We start from the raw sequence: 22,745 nt of genomic DNA, 5'->3' as shown, positions 1-22,745 counted from the left end.
GTCTTGGGTGTTAGGTAGTAAGACTTAGGTAGCATTAGGTGTATTTAATAAAAAGATATGGGTGATTTTATTGGTTGGTAGATTTTGTAATGCAGGTCGGTTGGAAAGGCAGGGTAAAGCATAAAAATATGCCGTCTGAAAAATTAGGTTTCCGGCGGCATTGAGAGGTGGAAAGTATATGTGTGCATACCTACACGCAGGCTACGGCTTGCTATGTATAGATTTTATATTTCATACATGTTAAGGCTTGCTTACGATGTGGTAAATTGATCATATATTATTTTGACACCATGCGGGACACTGGCGGGATCAATTAAAGCTAGTGCTTTTACAAATCTTCTTCTTTCATGTGGTATCATACGAGCAATTTTAGAGGTTTCACTTTGTGCATGACGCAGCATAATTGCAATTTCCATAGGAGAAAAATTTTTAATCATTTCTTCATAAAAAGGAATAGCTGCCCATGAAATTCCATAACCGTTCCCTAAATAACATGATACAACAGTATCTACAAAATCACTTTGAATAGTTTCAGGAACAGCTGTAGCTGTGGACAGCTCTAGTAATCTTTCAGCGTATGGGGCTTCATTATAAAAGTTATTTAAACCATCATGAGCAATTTGTAATCTTTGAACAGCAGTAGAAAAAATTGTATGCTGTTGAGGAGCTGATAACAATTTTAGTAAGCCAAGTTTTTCAAAAAATTGGCTTGATGCTGTTAGTCGTTGTTCATCACCTTTTGCAATATATTCTGAATGCTTATCAATTAAAGAAGAACGTAATGAAGCAGAAAAACTATCTTTAAATAAACTACAAATATCTAAAGCATTAAGTCTTGTAGGTTCTTGCGATTTAGAATCGCAATATACACCGTGAGCCATCATAATTAATAACTGTCTCTGAGCTTCGTGGGTTTCAGATAGTCGATTTCTCCATAATTCTAATTGAGGTTCACTAAATCTTACTTCTTTAAGAGATTGAATAAATTCATTAATATTTACTCCTTTGGGAGATGATGAATCACCTAGTGCATATTTTATGCAACGATTTAAAAAAGCAATAAACTCCCTATCATTTAGATTACCAAGTGATGGGTGTGCAGCAGAAAAATTGTTACGAATATTTCTGCATTGATTCAAAAATAGAAAACCCTCTTCATTTAAGATATTAAGCTCTAAACATAAATCTAATAATTGACTATCTTGTAGTGATATTAAATTATTATCTTCAAAATCCTTTTCTCTAATTTGAGAAACAATAGGTAATCCAAAGTTTCTGACTTTATCTCGAAGCCTTAAAATAGCAGCATTCCAAATATAATTGATTGCTCCATCAAATAATCCTGAACTTATTGCTATACACATACGAGCAATGAGTTCAGGAGCAACATTATTAACTGGTATATTTCTTAATTCTCGAGGTAAATCGCTCCATGCATATCTAATTTCTTCATCACTTGCGAGAACTTCTCTAGGGAAACCAAGAGATGTAACTAGTTGATTTATTGCGGGTATAGTGTTGGCTGATAAATCAGGTAACTGTTGATTGAAAGTTGTAAGTTGATTGCTGTGATTCATTACTCAAAACTCCAAATATTAATGCAGAACAACATCACTACAGAATAGGTTTCAAATACTTCCCAGTATAACTTTCCTTAATCTTTACCACTTCTTCTGGATCTCCTTTAGCAATAATCCTCCCCCCGCCATCACCCCCTTCCGGCCCCAAGTCCACAATATAATCAGCGGTTTTGATGACGTCAAGATTATGCTCGATAATCACAATCGAGTTGCCTTTACCTTTCAGACGGCCTATGACTTCTAATAAAAGTGCAATATCGGCGAAGTGCAAACCGGTGGTGGGTTCGTCCAAAATATACAAGGTACGCCCCGTGTCGCGTTTGGAGAGTTCGAGAGCGAGCTTGACGCGTTGGGCTTCGCCGCCGGATAGGGTGGTGGCGGATTGGCCGAGGCGGATGTAACCGAGGCCGACATCCATCAGGGTTTGCAGTTTGCGCGATACGGTGGGCACGGCATCAAAGAATTCGCGCGCTTCTTCTACGGTCATGTCAAGCACTTGGCTGATGTTTTTGCCTTTGTATTGCACTTCCAGCGTTTCGCGGTTGTAGCGTTTGCCGTGGCACACTTCGCAGGGAACGTATACGTCGGGCAGAAAGTGCATTTCCACTTTGATCACGCCGTCGCCCTGGCAGGCTTCGCAGCGGCCGCCTTTAACGTTGAACGAGAAGCGGCCGACGCTGTAACCGCGTTCGCGCGACAGCGGCACGCCGGCAAAGAGGTCGCGAATGGGGGTGAACAGTCCGGTATAGGTCGCAGGGTTGGAGCGCGGTGTGCGGCCGATGGGGGATTGATCGACGTTGATGACTTTATCGAGATGCTCCAATCCGCTGATTTCGTCGTAGGGTGCGGGTTCTTCGTGGGCGCGGTTGAGTTCGCGGGCGGTGATTTTCGCCAGTGTGTCGTTAATCAGGGTGGATTTGCCGCTGCCTGAAACGCCGGTAATGCAGGTAATCAAACCCAGCGGCAGTTCCAGCGTCACGTTTTTCAGATTGTTGCCGCGTGCGCCTTTGAGCACCAGCATTCTGTCGGGATCGACAGGGGTTCTTTCAGACGGCACGGCAATGGCTTTTTTGCCGCTGAGGTATTGTCCGGTAACGGATTGCTCGCAGGCAGCCACTTTTTCGGGGGTGTCGGCAATCAAGACCGTGCCACCGTGTTCGCCCGCACCAGGTCCCATATCGATCACGAAATCGGCCTCGCGGATGGCATCTTCATCGTGTTCCACCACGATCACGCTGTTGCCCAAATCGCGCAGGCGTTTGAGGGTGGCAAGCAGGCGGTCGTTGTCGCGCTGGTGCAGGCCGATGGAGGGTTCGTCCAATACATACATCACGCCGGTTAGGCCGCTGCCGATTTGGCTGGCCAGGCGGATGCGTTGCGCTTCGCCGCCGGAAAGGGTTTCGGCGCTGCGGGCAAGGTTGAGGTAATCAAGGCCGACATTGATTAAAAAGCCCAAGCGTTCGGTGATTTCTTTGAGGATTTTTTCAGCGATGTATTTTTTGTTGCCGTCCAATTCCAGCTGCTCGAAAAAGTCTAAGGTTTGCTTGAGCGGAGTGGCGGAAATTTGGTGCAGGGCTTGACCGCCCACAAAAACATGGCGGGCTTCTTTGCGTAAACGGGCACCGCTGCAAGCGGGGCAGGCGCGGTGGCTTTGGTAGTCGCGCAGTTTGTCGCGGATGGTTTCGCTGTCGGTTTCGCGGTAGCGGCGTTCGAGGTTGGGAATAATGCCTTCGAAAGCATGGCTGCGGTTGAAGGTGGTGCCTTTTTCGGACAGATAGCGGAACTCGATCACTTCTTTGCCTGAGCCGTGCAACACGGTTTGGCGCACCTTTTCAGGCAGCGCTTCAAACGGGGTATCGACGCTGAAACCGTAATGCGCGGCCAGCGATTGAATCATCTGGAAATAAAACTGGTTGCGTTTGTCCCAGCCGTCAATGGCACCGGCGGCTAAAGATAATTCGGGGTGGGCCACCACGCGCTCGGGATCGAAAAAATTCATGCTGCCCAAGCCGTCGCATGTCGGGCAGGCGCCTACGGGATTGTTGAACGAAAACAGGCGCGGTTCCAATTCTGGCAGGCTGTACGAACAGACGGGGCAGGCAAAACGGGCGGAAAACCAGTGCTCTTGGCCGCTGTCCATTTCCAATGCCAACGCACGCTCGTTGCCGTGGCGCAATGCGGTTTCGAAACTTTCGGCCAGGCGTTGCTTAATGTCGGCTTTCACCTTGACGCGGTCAATCACCACATCGATATTGTGTTTGATGTTTTTTTCCAGCTTGGGGACTTCGTCCAACTGATAAACTTCGCCGTTCACACGCACGCGGGCGAAGCCTTGCGCTTGCAGGTCGGCAAAAAAATCCACGAATTCGCCTTTGCGTTCGCGCACGGCAGGGGCGAGTATCATCACACGGGTGTCTTCAGGCAGCCCCAAAACATGATCGACCATTTGCGATACGGTTTGGCTGCTCAGCGGCAGGTTGTGTTCGGGGCAATGCGGTGTGCCGACACGGGCATAGAGCAGGCGCAGGTAGTCGTGGATTTCCGTTACCGTGCCGACGGTAGAACGCGGGTTGTGGCTGGTGGATTTTTGTTCGATGGAAATGGCGGGCGAAAGGCCTTCGATCAAATCGACATCGGGCTTGTCCATCATCTGCAAAAACTGGCGCGCATAGGCCGAAAGGCTTTCCACATAGCGGCGTTGGCCTTCGGCATAGAGCGTATCGAAGGCAAGCGACGATTTGCCGCTGCCGGACAATCCCGTTACCACGACCAGTTTATGGCGGGGAATATCGAGGTCGATGTTTTTTAGATTATGGGTGCGTGCGCCGCGGATGCGGATGGTGTTGTTGTCGGCCATATTGGTTGCTTTCTTTACCGCTGGATTTTTAGTCGAAGGAATAGGCAATTATAGCATTTTTAAGCGTTTTGATTGGATGCAGTTAACAGATTTGAAGGCCGTCTGAAAAGGTTTCAGACGGCCTTTTGAGGAAGGTGTGAAATCAAGGCAATTTATGCTGTAACGATATGCAAAAAGAGCATGAAACGGCTTGAAGTAACAATACGGTACGGCATACTCTGTTTCACTATATAATAAGAAAATTTTGCGATATTTTACAGAATAGCTGCCTGAACCATGATGAAATTTACTACCCGTTTTAATCCGAAATTGTTCGAGCTTACGCAGGGTTATCCTCGCCGGCGTTTGATTAAAGATTTAGGCGCGGGCCTGACCGTGGCTGTGGTTGCGTTGCCGTTGGCTATGGCATTTGCGATTGCTTCTGGGCTAAAGCCTGAAGCAGGGCTGTTTACGGCGATTATCGGCGGTTTTCTGATTTCGCTTTTTAGCGGCTCAAGAGTGCAAATCGGAGGCCCGGCGGGGGCGTTTATCGTAATTGTGTACGGTATTGTCGAGCAATACGGCGTAGGCGGGCTGTTGCTGGCAACGTTTATGTCGGGCGTGATGCTGTGGCTGATGGGTTTTTTGCGGATGGGCGTGCTGATTAAATTTATTCCCGTGGCGGTGATTATCGGCTTTACCAACGGGATTGCGGTATTGATCGGGCTTTCGCAGATTAAGGATTTTTTTGGCTTGGAGGTGGCAGGCAAAATGCCTGCTGAGTTTTTTGCTATGCTGAAAACGCTTTGGCAGGCATTGCCTAGCTGGAATCCGCAGGCTTTGGGTGTGGCTTTGCTGTCATTGGCGATCATTATTATGTGGCAGTGGCGTGCCAAAAAAAATGCAGTGGCATTTGATAAAGCGGGATTGTTGCCGAGGGTGTCGGGGTCGTTGGCTTTGATACCCGGATCGATTGTGGCCTTGGTTGCGGCAACGCTGATGGTGCAGCTTTTCGGTTTGCAGGTGGAAACGATAGGCAGTAAGTTTAATGGTATTCCGCAGGGTTTGCCGGAAATTACTATTCCGAATTTTAGTTGGAATGAGATTAAAGGCCTGTTTCTTCCTGCTGCTACGTTGGCGGTGTTGGGTGCGATTGAATCGCTGTTGTGCGCGCGCGTGGCAGACAGTATGATACGAGATAAGCATGATTCCAATCAGGAATTGTTGGCACAAGGCTTTGCCAATATGGTGGTGCCGTTTTTCGGCGGTATGCCGGCTACCGGTACGATTGCGCGTACTGTGACCAATATTAAAAACGGCGGCGGCAGCCCGATTGCCGGTATGGTACATGCTTTGGCGTTGTTGGTTGTGGTGTTGGCGGCCGCACCGTTGGCACAATATATTCCGTTGGCGGCTTTATCAGCAATTTTGATGTTTGTAGCCTGGAATATGGGAGAGTGGCGGGAGTTTGCCCGTTTGCGTACATTCCGTTTGCCGTATCGGATTATTTTGTTGTCGGTATTCGTTTTGACGGTGGTAGTAGACTTGACTGTGGCGGTGCAAGTGGGCATTTTCTTTGCCTGTTTTATTTTCATTTACCGTATTTCCAGTCTTTCGACTGCCGAAGCATTCAAGCTGCCTGATGATTTTGCTGCCGAAGGGGTGGCTGCTTATAGGCTGACAGGTGCTTTGTTTTTCGGGGCCGTAAAGTTTGTAGACGAGTTATTGGTGAATGTGCCTAAACGGGCGTTGGTATTGGATTTTTCGGGGGTGATTTATATTGATTCGTCCGGCGAGGAATCTTTGGAAGAACTACTGGAGCTTTATCAGGAAAAGAATATTCCGATTTTGATTTACGGTTTGCGCCAACAGCCGCAAGATTTGTTAAAACGCACACGCTGGTTGCAGCGTTTGGGTGAGGGCCATGTTTTCAGTGATATGGCAGATTTGCAGGCGTGGTTGGCAAAATATTAGAAGGTCTTTGGCTTGAAGCGTATGGTGTGGCAAATTAATTTTCAGACGGCTTGTTTGTTATGACCGATATCATAATTAATAGGGGCTTCCGTAGTATTACATGCGACGGAGGCCCCTGTTTTTCATGTTGTTTACCGAATAAGATGATTAGGATTTAATTATTGGCTGTGGAAACCATCTTGATACAGTAACCTTTCAGTGTCGTTCGGTTTAAGAATACGAAGCTATCGTTACGGTAAAGCTTTTCAGCGAGAATGTAATCGTTATTGTTTACTTTCAATATGTAATAGGGTTTTCCTTCATAATGGATGACTGCATAATCCGTGTATAGATAAGGGCGGACTAGCCCGATAATAAAAGCGAAGCTAAGAAAATATATGACTAAGAAACCCATTAAGGTAAATATAAACGACTCTGATTTTTTAAAATGGCGGTAATCTATTGAAAAAAGTGTGCCCGCTCTGTGAAAAACGCATGGTAATGTGATAGCAAGGCATAAGTAGAGTAAAAAGAAATACAGGGGCGGCCTACCGATAAAAATGTACATATCCGCCATGCTGACTAAGAAAAGAATCGACAAAATGGTTAGGATGCGTATAGAACCGATCAGTGTTAATTTGCGGCTGATGGCGTTGCGCATAAGATAAAGACCGATAAAATAACCTATGGCTAATAATATAGTCATCACCAATACATAAGCCAAACTGGTTGCGATGTTGCTACCGCCTACTTCGATATACCACCAAGGATAGCCATAGGTTAATGCGGTACCCCAACCGTAGGTATAAGCAGTACCCCAGCAAAGAACGGTAATAAAAATAGAAGAATGAATTAGCTTATTAAACTGAGTAATCATAATCCTTATTATATTATATTGAAACTTTAAAGTAATAATACTACAAATTATTATCAGTGCTTTCAATATATCTTGTATTGTTTATTAGTATAAAATAGTAATCTTTTGTTAAAAAATATAATAAAATAGCCAAGCTTCAAAATAAAGGAGCTTGGCTGTTTGATTTGTTTATCAGGGGTTTAACGATTATTAACTGTTTATTCCCACTCAATCGTAGCAGGCGGTTTGCCGCTGACATCATAAACCACGCGGTTGATGCCGCGTACTTCGTTGATGATACGGTTGGAAACCCGACCAAGCAGGCTGTATGGTAGTTCCGCCCAGTGTGCGGTCATGAAATCGCTGGTTACGACAGCGCGCAGAGCCACCACATATTCATAAGTGCGTCCGTCGCCCATCACGCCTACTGATTTTACCGGTAGGAATACGGCGAAAGCCTGACTGGTGAGATCGTACCAAGATGTGCCGTTTTCATCGATGGTATTGCGTAATTCTTGGATGAAAATGTCATCTGCACGGCGCAACAGGTCGGCATATTCTTTTTTTACTTCGCCCAAAATGCGTACGCCTAAGCCGGGGCCGGGGAAGGGGTGGCGGTATACCATTTCGCGGGGCAGGCCGAGGGCGACACCCAGTTCGCGCACTTCATCTTTAAACAAATCGCGCAGTGGTTCAAGCAGGCTCAGGTTGAGGGTTTCGGGCAAGCCGCCTACGTTGTGATGGCTCTTGATCGCGTGGGCTTTTTTGGTTTTGGCGCCAGCAGATTCGATAACATCGGGATAAATGGTACCTTGGGCCAGCCATTTGGCATTTTTGCGTTTGGCGGCTTCGGTTTGGAATACTTCGACAAATTCCGCACCGATAATTTTGCGTTTTTGTTCGGGATCGGTAACCCCCGCCAGTTTGCCCATGAAGTCGTCGGTTGCATCAACATGAATCACGTTAACGCCGAGGTTGCGGGCAAACATATCCATAACCATACTGCCTTCGTTGAGGCGCAGCAGGCCGTGGTCGACGAATACGCAGGTGAGTTGGTCGCCGATGGCACGGTGGATGAGGGCGGCGGCTACGGATGAGTCAACACCGCCGGAAAGGCCGAGGATTACTTCGTCATTGCCGACTTGGGCACGGATTTTTTCAACGGCCTCTTCAATGTAGTTGGGCATGGTCCAGCTGGGTTGGGCACCGCAGATATTCAATACGAAGCGGTTTAGTAACGCTTTGCCTTGTTTGGTGTGGGTTACTTCGGGGTGGAATTGGATACCGTAGAATTGTTTTTCGGTATTTTCCATCATGGCAATCGGGCAGCTTGGGGTATCGCCGATAACGGCAAAGCCTTCGGGAAGCTTGGATACTTTGTCGCCGTGGCTCATCCAAACATCCAATACATTGGGTGTGCCGTCGTAAATATCGCGGGTCAGTTCGCTGTCGATGGTTTTTACTTGGGCGTAGCCGAATTCGCGCTGATCACCGGGGCTGACTTCTCCGCCCAAGTGGTGTGCCATAAATTGCATGCCATAGCAGATGCCCAATACGGGGATGCCGAGGTTGAAAATGCCGGTGTCGGCTTGATAGTCGGATTCATAAACGGAATTGGGGCCGCCTGAAAGAATAATGCCTTTTGGGGCAAACGCTTTGATTTCTTCCAAAGGCATATCGTAAGAGTGCAGCTCGCAGTACACATGTGCTTCTCGTACGCGGCGGGCGATCAGCTGCGTGACTTGAGAACCGAAGTCTAGAATGAGGATTTTATCTTGGGTCATGATGATTTTTCCGCAAAGAAAGGGAGAGTGGAAAATTTGTGCCGAATTGTATCATAAAGCCGTCTGAAAAAGGATTTCAGACGGCGTGTTGCTTGTTGGGGCAAATATCAGATATGGCCGTTTTGCTTGGCCTCCAGTATTTCCCAGCGCTCTAGTTTTTCCAAAAGCTGTATCTCGATTTCTTCGGTGCGTGCTTGTAATGCGGCGGCTTGTTCGTAGTCTTTGAAGATTTCGGGATCGGAGAGGCGGGCATTCAAATCATTTTGCTCGGTTTCCAATGCGGCGATTTCGTCGGGCAGTGCATCAAGTTCGCGTTGTTCTTTGTATGAGAGCTTAACCGTGCGGTTGGCTTTAGGGCGGCTTTTTTCTGTTTCGGTGTCGTTTGTATTTTTCGGTGCGGCGGCGGTTTCGAGTTGTCGTTCACGGTTTTTGGCATCGAGATAGTCTTGGTAGCCGCCTATGTATTCTTTCAGACGGCCTTCTCCTTTAAAAACGATGCTTTGGGTAATCACGTTGTCGAGAAACATACGGTCGTGGCTGACGAGAAACACGGTACCGTTGTAGTCGCGCAGCAATTCTTCAAGCAGTTCTTGAGTGTCAATATCGAGGTCGTTGGTAGGTTCGTCGAGTATCAGGATATTGGCGGGACGGGTAAACAGTTTGGCCAAAAGCAGGCGGTTGCGTTCACCCCCGGAAAGTGAGGAGACAGGGCTTTGCGCACGGGCTGGATGAAAGAGGAAATCCTCCAAATAGCTCATCACATGTTTTTTCTTACCGCCTATTTCTACATAATCGTTACCTTGGCCGAGTGTGTAGAAAACAGTGTCGTCTTCGTTAAGTACACTACGGAATTGGTCGAAATAGGCAACTTCTTGTTTACTACCGATACGGATGCGGCCGCCGGTAGGTTGCAACTCTCCTAAAATCAGTTTAAGGAAAGTGGTTTTTCCGATGCCGTTAGGGCCGATTAAGCCGATTTTGTCGCCGCGTTGGATAATGGCGGAAAAATTATCCATGATGACTTTGTCGCCGTATCGGAAGCCGGCATGTTCCAGCTCTGCAATGATTTTGCCGCTTTTTTCGCCGGTATCTAGTTTGAAATTGACCTGGCCTTGCACGTTGCGGCGCTCGGCACGTTGGCGGCGGAGCTCTTCCAAGCGGCGTACCCGGCCTTCGTTACGGGTGCGGCGGGCTTCAATACCTTTTCGTATCCAAGCTTCTTCTTGGGCATGGAATTTATCGAAAAGGCGGTTGTGTTCGGCTTCTACGGCCAGCTCTTCGGCTTTTTTCTCGCTGTATTTGGCAAATGAGCCGGGATAGCTGCGCAAAATGCCCCTATCAAGTTCGACGATGCGGTTGGCTGTATTATCTAGAAAACGGCGGTCGTGGGTGATGACCACCATGCTGCCGGTGAATTGCTTCAGCAGGTTTTCCAGCCAGATGATGGCGTCTATATCAAGATGGTTGGTCGGTTCGTCCAGCAATAATACATCGGGTTTCTGTACCCATGCCTGAGCCAGTGCCACACGTTTTTTTTGGCCGCCCGAAAGATTACCGATAAGTTCGTTTTCGGGTAGCCCTAATTCTGAAATAGTTTGTTTGATGGCGGCATCGAACTGCCAGCCGTTTTTTGTTTCAAGTGCAGTTTGCAACTCGTTTAATTCTTTGAGGAGCTGTTCGTTATGGTTTTGTGCAAGTTGAAGGCTGATGTGGTGATAGCGGCGCAATAGGTCGCGCACTTCTCCTAAGCCTTCTGCGACAACATCAAAAACGCTGCTGTTTTCGTCGAAGAAAGATTCTTGCGGTACGTAAACGATTTTGAGATTGTTTTGGATAATGATTTGGCCGTCATCAAGTTTTTGTACACCGGCCAAGATTTTCAAAAAAGATGATTTGCCGGCGCCGTTTCGCCCGATCAAGCCGATTTTTTCACCGCTGTCTAGCTGGAAAGAGGTTTTGTCGAGAAGGGGGACATGGCCGACGGCAAAAGAGGCGTTTTCTACGGAAAGAATGTTCATAATGGTGATGGCTGATAGAGCAGTATTGGTGCGGCAAATAGGCCGTCTGAATAATGGAGGGCAGGTTTCAGACGGCCTTGCGGATATATTTTAAGCACGTTTCGGATCGTTGGGGCGCAATTGTACGGCGAGTTTGTCAAGGATGCCGTTTACAAATTTGTGGCCGTCGGTGCCGCCGAATGTTTTGGTGACTTCGATGGCTTCGTTGATGATCACGGGGTAGGGAGTTTCCGGCATGGCGGCCAGCTCGTGGCAGGCCATCAGTAATACGGCGCGCTCGATCGGGCTTAAGTCATTTTCATCACGGTCGAGCAGAGGGCGGATTTGCTGCATGTATTCGCGTTGGTTGGCATTGGCGCCGAAAAAAAGTTTGGTAAACAGTTCTTCATCGGCTTTGGCAAAGTCGCTGTGTTCACGGATGTTTTTGGCAACTTCGGGTGCGGCAGTACTGTTGAGCGCAACCTGATAAAGCGCTTGCACGGTAAATTCGCGGGCGCGGCGGCGGGGTGTTTTCATGTGGTATTTCCTTATTGTATAAAATGATTTTCAGACGGCTTGGAAAAATACAGGCCGTCTGAAAAATTCAATCGGTTAAATTCAGATGTTATTTTCTTCGTTGGCCGCCATAAAGGCATTGACGAGGTTGGCGCATTCTACGGCGACGATGGCGGCATCGGTGGCTTTTTCTTGAATACGGACATGTGCCTGCTCATCATTTTCGGTGGTTAAAATAGCGTTGGCGATCGGAATGTTGAAATCCAGCCCGACACGGGTAACGCCGGCACCCGATTCGTTTGCAACCAGTTCGAAATGATAGGTTTCACCGCGGATAATCGTGCCGATAGCAATCAATGCGTCATATTTGCCGGCAGCCGCCATATTTTGTAATACCAGCGGTACCTCGAGGGCGCCGGGAACGGTGGTAACGGTGATATGTTTGCCTTTTACGCCCAGCTCTTGCAGCTTGTCGGTGCAGACTTTCAGCATGGCACTGCCGACTTCATTGGTAAAACGTGCCTGTACGATGCCGATACGCAGGCCTTTACCGTTCAGATTGGGTTCGATGATGTTCATATGGCGTTACTCCCTTTGGGGTTGTCGTATTTAGGAGCCGTCTGAAAGAGCGGCGGCTGCTTGGGCGATTTGGAAGGTTAGTCTTTAGGCTGCCAGTCGCGGACGCTGCGGAATTCGCCGTTATCGTCCAGCTCCCATGCAGAACCTTCGGGATGGTTAATAAATTCGCTGACAGCGGGGTTGGTTTTGGTAATATCGCTGACGTTGTAAACCGTAAAATTATCCGGATTGTCGGTATATTCGTCGGTTTCGTTCCCGGTAAAAAAGCGCCAACCGCTGTCGTTTTCAAATACGGGGGCCTCACGGTACATAAACCCGACAGGTTTTCCTTCTTCGCTGACTGCCTTGGTTGCAATACAGCGGCCGAGTGCGGTAGATAAGGCTTGGGCAAATTTATTCATATTTCTAGAGTATTGCTTGTGATTTAAAAGCGGATTTTACACGATTCGCTGCGGTTTCGCACGACCGGCTAGCTGACGGCACTATGCTGCTTACGGCTGCTTACGCGTGTTTATTCTTAAGGGAACCTAAATAAATTGCCAATAGGGTGAGGGCGGCTCCCGTCCATTGCAGGGCATTGATGGGTTTATGCAGCCAAAAATAATCAATCAGCAGTGCGGCTACGGGTTCGGTAAGAAGTAACAGCCCGGTTAGGGTAAGCGATAGTAGAGGAACGGAATAGGCAATCAAACCCCAAGCCAAACATTGCATGACTGCGCCGTAAACCAAAATTAATCCTACATCATGCCAAGTGGTAGGGTATAGGCTGTCTGCATTGAATATCAATGCCGGTAGTATCAGTGCAGCCATACCGCCGAGGCTGACGAGAAGCATCATTGGAAACAGCGGTATTCTTTCGATTTTGTGCGTTTCACGGATAAAAATCATTGATAAGGCCAACAATGCGCCTGAGATGATACCGCTGGCAAATCCCCAAACAGCATGATGGTTTTGGCCGAATTCGGGACTGCCGATCAAGGCAACACCGCAAATGGCAATAAACAGGCTGGCTACTTGCAGCCGGCTTTGGCGTTCGCCGAAAAAGAAAAAACCGATCGCCGATAAAAAGAAAATCTGCAAACTATTGAGCAGGGTGGATATACCGGGGCCTACGGCATAAATACTTTCGTGCCAGAGTGCCAAGTCCAACCCCAGAAAGGCTCCCGAAAGTAGGCCCAGCCTGAGTGCTTTTTTGCTTTTGGGCATTTTTTGCCCGAAAAAACGCCCCACCAGCCAAAAAATCACAGCGGCAACTGCCAGCCGCCAAAAGGCTATCGCATAGGCTCCTACCGGTACGAATTTGACTATCAGACTGCCCAATCCGAAAACGATGCAGCCCAAAACCAATAGCGGTGCGGCATGGCGGTTGGCTGTGGCGTGGTTCATCGTGTTTCCTTAATATGATGGTATGCATTGGCTGCGGTACGACCGTTTGGCTTGGCCGTAATTATTTGGGGCGTTTGGTCATATTCCGCAGCCGGTTGAACAACGGCAATAAGTTGTTTCACGGATTTTCAGGCCGTCTGAAAAGTACCAGTTTCCCAAAGCAAGAGTGTACTTTGGGTCGAATTTTAGGTACCGCTAAATATCAGTAAGGTTTATCGGCTGTAGGTTTCGAAGCCGACAACTTCCAAACCGAAGCCTGTTAATCCGTTGAGTGCGGAGGGTTTGCCCATCACACGCATTTTTTTTACATTCAGCCCGGCCAGAATTTGTGCGCCGATACCGTAAGTTTTCCTGTCCCACTTTTTAACTTGAAATGCGTTTTTCGGTAAGGTGCGTTCGAGTAGGGCGCCACCGTCTTCTGTACGGTGCAATAGGATAACTACGCCTGCTTCGGCGTTTTGAATATGAGTAAGTGCCTCGGGCAACGGCCAGCTGTGGTTGGGGTCGGCTTGCAGAAAGTCCATCACACTGAAGGGTTCGTGAACGCGAACCAGTGTTTCTGCGGCTGTTTCGGGATTGCCTTTTACCAGTGCAAGATGGGTTTCACCTGATAATTTATCTACATACACATGTTGTTGGAACGGCCCCCAAGGGGTTTGTACAAGTGTATCACCCATTTCTTCGAGTAGGCTTTCATTGCGGCTGCGGTATTCGATGAGATCGGCAATCGTACCGATTTTAATGTCGTGTTCTTTGGCGAATTGAATCAGTTCGGGCATACGCGCCATGGTGCCGTCGTCATTCAGAATTTCGCAAATCACGCCGGCGGGAATCAAGCCGCTCATTTGGGCAAGGTCTACCGCTGCTTCGGTGTGGCCGGCGCGCACCAATACGCCGCCTTTTTGTGCGCGCAAGGGAAAGATATGGCCGGGTTGTACGATATCTTCGGCTTTAACATTGGGCGAAACGGCAGTTAGGATCGTATGGGCGCGGTCGGCGGCGGAAATTCCGGTGGAAATGCCTTCGGCGGCTTCAATGGAAACGGTGAAATTTGTACCGTATTGAGCACCGTTTTTTTGAGTCATTTGCGGAAGGTGCAGGCGGTCAACGAGTTCGTCGTTCATCGGTAGACAAACCAAGCCGCGTGCGTGTTTGATCATAAAGTTGATTGCCTGCGGGGTAACGAATTGGGCGGCCATAACCAGGTCGCCTTCGTTTTCACGGTCTTCGGCATCGGTAATAATCACCATTTTTCCGGCGCGGATGTCGGCCAGAATATCGCTGATGGGAGAAATTTCGCTCATATTGTAGTTCGTTTCTGATGTGGGGAGTGGCGAGACGGATGAAGTATGTAAGCCGTGGCTTTGGTCGAGCCACATATTAGGTATGCCGACGGCTTGTTCGATTTTACGGGCTTTTTTTTCGCCGAATGATTTGTTTTTTAACAGTGAGGATAACTCGCCTTGGTTGATTTCGGCGGCGGCGGCAAAAGCCGATTGCTGGCCGCCGTATTGCTGTTGTATCCATTGGCGCAGGTTATGCCGTCTGAGGGTGGCGGTGTCCATACGGTTCCTGTGGGGATTAACGTTGCAGAAGATTGTATGCTTGAGTTTACCAAAAGGCAAATTTTAAATTGGCTTGATTTAATTACTTTTTAGTAAATATTAAAAATAAGGCCGTCTGAAAACGGTTTTCAGACGGCCTGTGTCGGCGGAATATAAAAATCATCGGTTTGATTTCAGAGGTTGGGATAATCGCTGCAGATGCTTAGGTTGTTTGTCTTGGTAAAAAGCGTAGAGACGGTTTAAATCGGTTTGCAGGTCTTCTCCGGGCATAAAAGGATCGCCCAAAACAATGGTTTTGTCGGCATAGTTCCAAGCGACAGGCACGATGGGAACTTGTGCGGCCAATGCGATACGGTGAAACCCGGTTTTCCATTGCTCTGCGTTGTGGCGCGTACCTTCGGGAGCGATGCCCAGCCAAAGTTGGGAATTGTTGTTAAAAGCGTTTACAGCACTTTCTACTAATCCGCCGGCTGCATTCCGGGTCACAGGAATCAGACCGAACCAACGCATCAGCTTACCAAAGGGTGGCCGGAACAGGCTTGCTTTGGCCATCAGGTTGCCTTTTAAGTCGAGGGTCAAAAGAGCGGGAAGTGCGACAACACCATCGAAATTGCTGGTGTGGGGTGCTGCAACTACAACGGCTTTCGGCAAATCGGGCAGACTGCCGCATATTTTCCAGCCAAGCACTTTGAGAAATAAGCCGCCTAAAAAGGCTGTTGCGGGATTGTTGCGGCGGGGAACGGATTTCCCCACCAAATGGCGGTAACTGAAGAGCATAGTGAGTGCCTTAATTATTATGATTATCGGGCGGTAAGGATACGGGCAACGGTATCGACCACTGCTTGTGTTTGAGGGTCAATTTCGACATTGATGATGTCGCTAACCTGTCTGTTGCCGAAAAGAGTGCGGGTGAGGGTTTCGGGAATGAGGTGGACATTAAATTCGTCGTTATTCACTTCTCCGATCGTGAGGCTGCAACCGTCCAGACCGATAAATCCTTTAGTGAGGATATAGGGTTTTAAATCTTGCGGCAGTGCGAACCAGATAGTCCGGTTGTGCTCGCTTTGGTCAATACAGGTAATGGCGGTGGTGGCGATGATATGGCCGCTCATTACATGTCCGCCGATTTCGTCTCCGAAGCGTGCGGCACGTTCGAGATTGACACGGTCGCCTGTTTTAAGTGTGCCGAGATTGGTTTTGGCTAAAGTTTCGCCCATTAAATCGAAGCTGGCTTCCCTGCCGTTAAAGTCGGTAATGGTCAGGCAGCAGCCGTTATGGGCAACGGATGCGCCTATTTGTAAGTTATCGGCCATGTGAAGGGGGAGTTCGATGGTATGTGTGCGGAAATCCGATGAGGGTTGAGTGATGGATGTCACGACCCCTGTGCCTTGTACGATACCTGTAAACATGAATTCTCTACGTGGATAATGTGTTTGAAAGCCAGCTATTGTAGCACTTAACCGTAAGCAGTAGCGGTTTGTTTATTCCGGCTCTTGCAGGCGCAGAGCCTTACGGCGTTTGGCAGCTTCAAACCTACGCCGCTGTGCTTCACTTTCCAGCTTGAGGGGCGCTACTGTAACCGGTTTGCCTTCGTCAATGGCTACCATAGTGAAATAGCAGCTGTTGGTATGGCGAACGCTTTGGGTACGTATATTTTGTGATTCTACGCGTATCCCGATTTCCATTGAGGTGCGGCCTACATGGTTTACGCTGGCATAAAACGTTACCAGTTCACCGACGTAAATCGGTTCTTTGAAGGTAACGCGGTCAACAGATAGTGTGACGCAATAATAGCCGCTATAGCGACTGGCACAGGCGTAGGCGACTTGGTCCAATAATTTGAGGAGGTCGCCGCCGTGTACGTTGCCGGTAAAGTTGGCCATATCGGGCGTCATCAGTACGCTCATTTGTAATTGGTGTTGTGCTTGGTTTTCGGAATGTATTTCGGTGGGGGTATTCATATGTATATCTTTGATTGTGTTTGCGGATATCTAATGGTTTAGAGCCATTTTCGTTTGTAGAAAAACACCAGCAGGCCAACGACAACAGACACCATCAGCCCGAGAACCATAAAGTATCCGTAATGCCAGTGCAGTTCGGGCATATTATCGAAATTCATACCGTAGATACCGGTAATCACGGTAAGCGGCATAAACAGTAAGGTGATAACGGTTAAAACGCGCATTTGCTGGTTGAGCCGATTGGATTGGAAAGACAAGTGGATATCCATCATGCTCATTACCATATCGCGCGAGGCATCGAGAGATTCAAGTAATTGTAAAACGTGGTCGTAGGCATCTCTTAAGTAAATATTGGATTCACCGTGGAAAGTGGCAAATTCGCCCCGGGTAAGTTGCAGTAATACTTCGCGCAACGGCTGCAAAGTGCGGCGCAGGCGGACTGAATCTCTTTTCAGGCGGTGGATTCGGCCGAGAATATCACTATCTCCTGCAACGCCGTCTGAAAATAAGGTTTTATCGATAGACTCGACTTTATGGTTGTATTGATCGAGGGTGATAAAATAGTCGTCTATCAAGCGGTCGATAAAGCGGTATGCTAAGAAGGAAGCGTTTTTTTGGCGGATACCGTAACGCGGGTCGGCCAAATGTTCGCGGATACTGCTGAAAAGGCCGAGAGGGCGCTGCTGGAAGGTTAGAACAAAATCATTGCCTAGAATCAGATATACCTGGTCGGAAGAGAGCTTGCCTGCATTGTATTGGTAAACGCGTGTGGCGATAAACAGATAATCGCCGTAGTCTTCTACTTTCGGGCGTTGCTTTGGACTGAGTATATCTTCGATTACCAGCTCGTGTATGCCGTAGGGCGCCAATACTTTTTTTAATAATTCGGGATTATGAATACCTACGAAATGTAGCCAGTTAACTTCTCCGGATGATGCATTGTGCGGTGCTGCCGGTTGTAAAGGGTTGTTTTCCGTGTATAAAAAACTATTATCTTCGCTGGGGATATAGTCGGTTTGAAAAAATGTATCGGCTGAATATATGGTTTGGTGGATGGCATGAAGCGGCACATGGCTGACATCGGTACGCGTTAGCGAGTGTTCGTCTAAAGCCGTGGAAACGGGTAGAGTATTCGACATGGATTATAAGAATAAAAAGTCGTAAAGGCCGTCTGAAATATTTTCAGACAGCCTTAAAATATTATTGCGGTTGTACGGCAAAAGGCATATTGATTTTACGCCATTGTTCACTTTCATAATCGAGAGCACCGGTCACCAAGGGATGCTCGTCGAGCCAGCTTTGGCTGATGCGGAGCAAAAAGCCTTTTCCGTCTTCTTGAAGGCGCAGTTGGGTAAAAGGAGGAAGCTCCAGCGGTAGGCGGGCACGGCAGAATAGCGCGGCCAAACGCAATGAGAGAATAGCAAACCACATGATTTGGTTGTCTCCCACCAAATCGGTCATCTTACGCAGATCGCCTCGGTGTCCGAGTACCAACAGGGAAAGAATATGCTGCTCTTTACGAGAAAAGCCGGGCATATCCGCATTTTCGAGAATATAGGAAGAGTGTTTGTGATAGCCGGTGTGGGCGATATCGATACCGATTTCATGAAGCAGGCCGGCCCAGCGGACATATTGCTGCCAATAGGCCAGCTCTTGTACGGGGGTATTGTAGGCGTGGCAGATGCTTTCCATAAACATCTGCGCGGCTTCTGCTACACGTGCCGCTTGATTAGGGCTGACGTGATAGCGCTTTTGAAACTGTTCGGTAGTCTGATTGCGCATATCTTCATTGAGTTGGCGACCAATCAAATCATAAAACACACCGTCGCGCAATGCCGCTTCAGTCACAATCATTTTTTGGATTTTCAGCTCTTCAAAAGCGGCCATCATCACTGCCAAGCCGCCGGCAAATACTTCGATACGGTCTGGCTTGAGACCGGCAAATTTGGCTTTTTTGGTATTTCCCGCCGCAACGATACGTTCGGCGATTTGCTGCATACCTTTATAGGTGATTTCTTCGTCCTCACCATATTCGGCGGCAATAACGTCTCGAATGGCTTTGGCGGATCCGGATGTGCCGACGGCAAAATCCCAGCCGGTACGCTTCAGGGATTTGCTGATTCGCTGGATTTCGTTTTGTGCTGCGGATATAGCCGCCTGAAAATCTTTTTGAGTGATTTTATTGCCGCTGAAAAAGCGAATGCTGTATGTCACACAGCCCAGCGGCAGGCTTTCGGTATTGGTAGGTTGTAAATCGGAGCCGATGACGAATTCGGTTGAACCGCCGCCGATATCGATTACCAACATTCTTTCGCCTTTGGGCGGCAGGGTATGCACAACACCGGTATAGATCAGGCGGGCTTCTTCGCGACCAGCGATCACTTCGATCGGAAAGCCTAAAGCTGCTTCGGCGCGGGGTATGAACTGGTCGATATTTTTAGCAACGCGGAAAGTATTGGTTGCCACCACACGTACTTGGTCAGGGCGGAAGTTTTTCAAACGTTCGCCAAAGCGGGCTAGGCAGAGTAATGCGCGCTCCTGTGAATCGCGGTCAAGGTTTTTATGTTCGTCCAAGCCGGCCGCAAACCGGACCATTTGTTTGAAAGAGTCGATCACTTTCAATTGGCCGTTATGGTTTTCGCATATTTGGAGGCGGAAGCTGTTGGAGCCTAAATCGACTGAAGCGAGAATATTTGGATTGTTCATGGCGTAGGTGTGGATTGACAAAAATGATTAATGGTAGCTCTTGGCGGGAGGATTGTCATCCGTTTGATGAAGCGTTGTTGCAATTCGGCAATTGTAAGGTTATGAGATAAAAAGCTCCCGCAAGGGGAGCTTTTGTTTTGGGTACTCAGACTTTTTTATTGGCCAGTGCGGCTTTGATGTATGCGGTAAAGAGCGGATGGCCTTTACGCGGTGTTGAAGTAAATTCGGGGTGGAACTGACAGGCAAAGAACCACGGATGCCCGGGCAGCTCGATGGTTTCTACCAAGCGCTCTCGTCCGGCAGAGACACCACTGATAACCAAGCCTGCTTTTTCCAAGTCACCGATAAAGTGGTTGTTGACTTCATAGCGGTGGCGGTGTCGCTCTTTGATTTGGTTACTACCATATATTTTGGCAGCTAGGCTATCAGCCTTAAGTTCGACTTCTTGCGCACCTAAGCGCATTGTGCCGCCTAAGCCGGTATTTTCATCGCGGGTCTCGACATTGCCGTCTGCGGTTTGCCATTCGTCAATCAAGCCGACTACCGGATAAGGTGTTTTCAAGTCAAATTCGGTAGAGTTGGCACCTGTCATGCCGGCAACATCACGGGCGTATTCGATGAGTGCGATTTGCATACCCAGACAAATGCCAAGATAGGGAATATTATTTTCACGGGCATATTTTACAGCTGCGATTTTCCCTTCCACGCCGCGTACGCCAAAGCCGCCCGGTACTAAAACCGCATCCATTTCTTTTAAGCATTCGATGCCTTCTTTTTCAATAGCCTCGCTATCGACATAGGTAATCTGTACGTCGGTATCGGTGTGGATGCCGGCATGTTTCAAGGCTTCGGTCAGCGATTTGTAAGATTCGGTTAGGTCAACATATTTGCCGACCATAGCGATTTTGGCAATATGTTTCGGATTTTCAATCGCATAAACGATTTTTTTCCACTCGGTCAGATCAGCTTGTTGGATATTGAGCTGCAATTGCTCACAAATAATATTGTCAATACCTTGGCTGTGCAGCATCTCGGGAATTTTGTAGATGCTGTCGGAGTCATAACAGCCGATTACGGCGCGCTCTTCCACATTGCAGAAAAGAGCGATTTTGCGCTTTTCTTCTTCGGGCAGAGGGCGGTCCATACGGCAGATCAATACGTCCGGCTGGATACCGATTTCACGCAGCTCTTTAACCGAGTGCTGAGTAGGTTTGGTTTTAATCTCGCCCGCAGCCGCAATATAGGGAACGTAAGAAAGGTGCATGAACAAAGTATTGTTACGGCCAAGCTGGCTGCGCATTTGGCGGATGGCTTCCAAGAAAGGCAACGATTCGATATCGCCTACGGTACCGCCGATTTCTACAATCGCTACGTCGTGGCCTGCGGCGCCTTCGTGAACTTTGCGTTTGATTTCATCGGTAATGTGCGGAATCACTTGTACTGTACCGCCCAAATAATCGCCTCGACGTTCTTTTGCGATAACGGCTTCATACACTTGACCGGAGGTAAAGTTATTGCGCTTATACATGGTTGAGTTGATAAAGCGCTCATAGTGGCCGAGATCGAGATCTGTTTCGGCGCCGTCTTCCGTTACAAATACTTCGCCGTGTTGAAACGGGCTCATGGTACCTGGGTCGACGTTGATATAAGGGTCGAGCTTGAGCATGGTGACTTTCAAACCACGCGATTCAAGGATGGTGGCAATTGAAGCGGCGGCGATACCTTTACCTAATGAAGATACTACGCCGCCGGTTACAAAAATAAATTTGGTCATGATGATTTACCGCTCAATTGGAATCCGTAATTTTACCCTGAACCTTGTCGGCTGGTAAACCGTCTTGATACTCGGATAGCGTCTAAAATAGTGTATCCGTACAGGGTGTAGCGAAATTGTTTTATCGTATTAATGTACCGATTATCGGCAGCTCATGCGTCGGTATGGCCGATGGGGTAATTTGCATATTCGGAGACATATTTTCGATTTGAGTTTTTAACGCCGCCGGTTTGTATGTTTCAGACGGCATAATGTAATAAATATGTTAAATAGGGTGCGGTCAGATATAAATCAGATACACTGTATTCCGTAAATTAAGTATGCCACACAGAAGATTTCAAAACCTGTTGTGACAATTGTTATGGTACCTGTTGCAGGTGTCGTCAAATATATTATGGAGAGTTTAACAAATGGCTTTAATGGATTCTTTGCTTAATGCAGCCGCTTCGGCATTAAACCAAAATACGCAGGGCGGCCAACAGGGTACGGCAATATCTATGGTAATGGAGCTTGTGCACCAAAGTGGTGGTGTGGGTAATTTGATTAATCAATTGCAACAAGGCGGCTTGGGTGGTGCGCTGCAAAGCTGGATTTCTTCCAGTAGCGCCAATCAGAATGTATCCGGAGGTGATTTACAGTCTGCCTTAGGTAACGGTGTGATAGAGCAAATTGCAGCTAAGTTCGGTATGAACGGGCAGCAGGCCGGTGATTTGTTAGCACAGCATCTGCCCAGTTTGATTGATACGGCTACGCCTAACGGTAATGCCCAAGAGGCGGACGGCTTCGGTTTGGATGATTTGGCTTCGCTGGTGTTGAAAAATTTAGTGAAGTAATAAGAAGTAAGGTTTTCTGAACATACCGTCTGATTATCAGGCGGTATTTTTCCTTGTTTCACGCCACATCTGGTAATCGCGTAAGGGTGGTACGGGCGGATTAAGGCAGTGAGGACATACGCCGGTGATGTCTTCGTCATCTTCTTCGATGTGTAAAGCATTAGGATCAAATTTGGCCTGTTGCATCACAGCTTGTGCCAAAGCCTGCTCTTGTACGACATCAAATTCGAAAGCGGCTAGGATGTCGTTTAGTAAATCCAGTTCGGCAGGGCTGAAGTTTGCTGTGTTACGGGTAATCAGCTGGCGGTAGTCGGCATTGCTGATTTTCGTAGCGAGTATTTGAGTGTTGATCATAGGGTTTGAAATATTTGGATAAAGTGTGAATTTATATAAAGGCCGTCTGAAAACAATTTTCAGAC

Annotated in this window: 20 protein-coding genes; 3 read left to right on the top strand and 17 right to left on the bottom strand. The window is 48.0% G+C overall.

Annotation, left to right across the window (positions count from 1 at the left end; genetic code table 11):
* Nucleotides 1-251 precede the first annotated feature (251 nt).
* Together ACEPPX_RS01235 and uvrA are read right to left on the bottom strand one after the other, a co-directional pair.
* Entirely contained in the window at nucleotides 252-1,577 is a 1,326-nt protein-coding gene (locus ACEPPX_RS01235; protein WP_416622616.1) for a hypothetical protein, read from the bottom strand.
* A 37-nt stretch (nucleotides 1,578-1,614) separates the two neighbouring features.
* Complete coding sequence (gene uvrA, locus ACEPPX_RS01230; protein ID WP_416622615.1) at nucleotides 1,615-4,437, bottom strand: excinuclease ABC subunit UvrA; 2,823 nt, start codon at nucleotides 4,435-4,437, stop codon at nucleotides 1,615-1,617.
* A 276-nt stretch (nucleotides 4,438-4,713) separates the two neighbouring features.
* On the opposite strand from uvrA, the gene ACEPPX_RS01225 reads away from it, so the two are divergent.
* Nucleotides 4,714-6,390, top strand: coding sequence for a SulP family inorganic anion transporter (locus tag ACEPPX_RS01225; protein ID WP_416622614.1), 1,677 nt, complete (start codon nucleotides 4,714-4,716; stop codon nucleotides 6,388-6,390).
* Nucleotides 6,391-6,544: 154 nt separating this feature from the next.
* Here ACEPPX_RS01225 and ACEPPX_RS01220 read toward each other — a convergent pair whose 3' ends face one another.
* From ACEPPX_RS01220 to ACEPPX_RS01190, 7 genes are all read right to left on the bottom strand, one after another.
* Nucleotides 6,545-7,246 (bottom strand): hypothetical protein, encoded by a 702-nt coding sequence (locus tag ACEPPX_RS01220; protein ID WP_416622613.1) that lies wholly within the window; start codon nucleotides 7,244-7,246, stop codon nucleotides 6,545-6,547.
* Nucleotides 7,247-7,443: 197 nt separating this feature from the next.
* Nucleotides 7,444-9,009 carry a glutamine-hydrolyzing GMP synthase gene (guaA, locus tag ACEPPX_RS01215; RefSeq protein WP_416622612.1) on the bottom strand — a complete coding sequence of 522 codons (1,566 nt, stop codon included), beginning with the start codon at nucleotides 9,007-9,009 and terminating at the stop codon, nucleotides 7,444-7,446.
* A gap of 107 nt (nucleotides 9,010-9,116) precedes the next feature.
* Nucleotides 9,117-11,027 (bottom strand): ATP-binding cassette domain-containing protein, encoded by a 1,911-nt coding sequence (locus ACEPPX_RS01210; RefSeq protein WP_416622611.1) that lies wholly within the window; start codon nucleotides 11,025-11,027, stop codon nucleotides 9,117-9,119.
* A 90-nt stretch (nucleotides 11,028-11,117) separates the two neighbouring features.
* The gene (gene nusB / locus ACEPPX_RS01205) at nucleotides 11,118-11,543 is read right to left on the bottom strand and encodes a transcription antitermination factor NusB (RefSeq protein ID WP_047760218.1); all 426 of its coding nucleotides are present in this window, start codon (nucleotides 11,541-11,543) and stop codon (nucleotides 11,118-11,120) included.
* Nucleotides 11,544-11,624: 81 nt separating this feature from the next.
* Nucleotides 11,625-12,101 carry a 6,7-dimethyl-8-ribityllumazine synthase gene (gene ribH / locus ACEPPX_RS01200; RefSeq protein ID WP_416622610.1) on the bottom strand — a complete coding sequence of 159 codons (477 nt, stop codon included), beginning with the start codon at nucleotides 12,099-12,101 and terminating at the stop codon, nucleotides 11,625-11,627.
* Between the two features lie 77 nt (nucleotides 12,102-12,178).
* On the bottom strand, nucleotides 12,179-12,502 hold the full coding sequence (locus ACEPPX_RS01195; RefSeq protein WP_416622609.1) for a DUF2185 domain-containing protein: 324 nt from the start codon (nucleotides 12,500-12,502) through the stop codon (nucleotides 12,179-12,181).
* A gap of 100 nt (nucleotides 12,503-12,602) precedes the next feature.
* The gene (locus ACEPPX_RS01190) at nucleotides 12,603-13,487 is read right to left on the bottom strand and encodes a DMT family transporter (protein WP_416622608.1); all 885 of its coding nucleotides are present in this window, start codon (nucleotides 13,485-13,487) and stop codon (nucleotides 12,603-12,605) included.
* Nucleotides 13,488-13,501: 14 nt separating this feature from the next.
* Here ACEPPX_RS01190 and ACEPPX_RS01185 point away from each other — a divergent pair, with 14 nt between their 5' ends.
* A complete protein-coding gene (locus tag ACEPPX_RS01185) occupies nucleotides 13,502-13,696 on the top strand; it encodes a hypothetical protein (protein ID WP_416622607.1) in 195 nt (64 codons plus the stop codon).
* 3 nt (nucleotides 13,697-13,699) lie between these two features.
* Here the strand turns inward: ACEPPX_RS01185 and ribBA are convergent, their stop codons facing one another.
* The 7 genes from ribBA to ACEPPX_RS01150 all read right to left on the bottom strand — a co-directional run bounded on the left by ribBA (nucleotide 13,700) and on the right by ACEPPX_RS01150 (nucleotide 21,493).
* Entirely contained in the window at nucleotides 13,700-15,052 is a 1,353-nt protein-coding gene (gene ribBA / locus ACEPPX_RS01180; RefSeq protein ID WP_416622606.1) for a bifunctional 3,4-dihydroxy-2-butanone-4-phosphate synthase/GTP cyclohydrolase II, read from the bottom strand.
* Nucleotides 15,053-15,211: 159 nt separating this feature from the next.
* Nucleotides 15,212-15,829, bottom strand: a complete 618-nt coding sequence (locus ACEPPX_RS01175) for a lysophospholipid acyltransferase family protein (RefSeq protein ID WP_416622605.1) — start codon at nucleotides 15,827-15,829, stop codon at nucleotides 15,212-15,214.
* A 23-nt stretch (nucleotides 15,830-15,852) separates the two neighbouring features.
* A complete protein-coding gene (locus tag ACEPPX_RS01170) occupies nucleotides 15,853-16,461 on the bottom strand; it encodes a riboflavin synthase subunit alpha (RefSeq protein WP_416622604.1) in 609 nt (202 codons plus the stop codon).
* A 72-nt stretch (nucleotides 16,462-16,533) separates the two neighbouring features.
* On the bottom strand, nucleotides 16,534-17,013 hold the full coding sequence (locus tag ACEPPX_RS01165) for an acyl-CoA thioesterase (RefSeq protein ID WP_416622603.1): 480 nt from the start codon (nucleotides 17,011-17,013) through the stop codon (nucleotides 16,534-16,536).
* Nucleotides 17,014-17,051: 38 nt separating this feature from the next.
* Nucleotides 17,052-18,152 (bottom strand): magnesium/cobalt transporter CorA, encoded by a 1,101-nt coding sequence (gene corA / locus ACEPPX_RS01160; RefSeq protein WP_416622602.1) that lies wholly within the window; start codon nucleotides 18,150-18,152, stop codon nucleotides 17,052-17,054.
* A 61-nt stretch (nucleotides 18,153-18,213) separates the two neighbouring features.
* The gene (gene ppx, locus ACEPPX_RS01155; protein WP_416622601.1) at nucleotides 18,214-19,719 is read right to left on the bottom strand and encodes an exopolyphosphatase; all 1,506 of its coding nucleotides are present in this window, start codon (nucleotides 19,717-19,719) and stop codon (nucleotides 18,214-18,216) included.
* Nucleotides 19,720-19,864: 145 nt separating this feature from the next.
* Nucleotides 19,865-21,493 carry a CTP synthase gene (locus tag ACEPPX_RS01150; protein WP_047760207.1) on the bottom strand — a complete coding sequence of 543 codons (1,629 nt, stop codon included), beginning with the start codon at nucleotides 21,491-21,493 and terminating at the stop codon, nucleotides 19,865-19,867.
* A gap of 410 nt (nucleotides 21,494-21,903) precedes the next feature.
* Between ACEPPX_RS01150 and ACEPPX_RS01145 the strand changes: the two genes are divergently transcribed.
* Nucleotides 21,904-22,326, top strand: a complete 423-nt coding sequence (locus tag ACEPPX_RS01145; RefSeq protein ID WP_416622600.1) for a YidB family protein — start codon at nucleotides 21,904-21,906, stop codon at nucleotides 22,324-22,326.
* Nucleotides 22,327-22,362: 36 nt separating this feature from the next.
* On the opposite strand, the gene ACEPPX_RS01140 is transcribed toward ACEPPX_RS01145, so the two are convergent.
* Nucleotides 22,363-22,680 carry a hypothetical protein gene (locus tag ACEPPX_RS01140; protein ID WP_416622599.1) on the bottom strand — a complete coding sequence of 106 codons (318 nt, stop codon included), beginning with the start codon at nucleotides 22,678-22,680 and terminating at the stop codon, nucleotides 22,363-22,365.
* Nucleotides 22,681-22,745 lie beyond the last annotated feature (65 nt).

Source organism: Neisseria sp. S1, from assembly GCF_048060015.1.
Taxonomy (GTDB): domain Bacteria; phylum Pseudomonadota; class Gammaproteobacteria; order Burkholderiales; family Neisseriaceae; genus Neisseria; species Neisseria arctica.
This window is presented reverse-complemented; position numbering and strand designations above follow the sequence as displayed.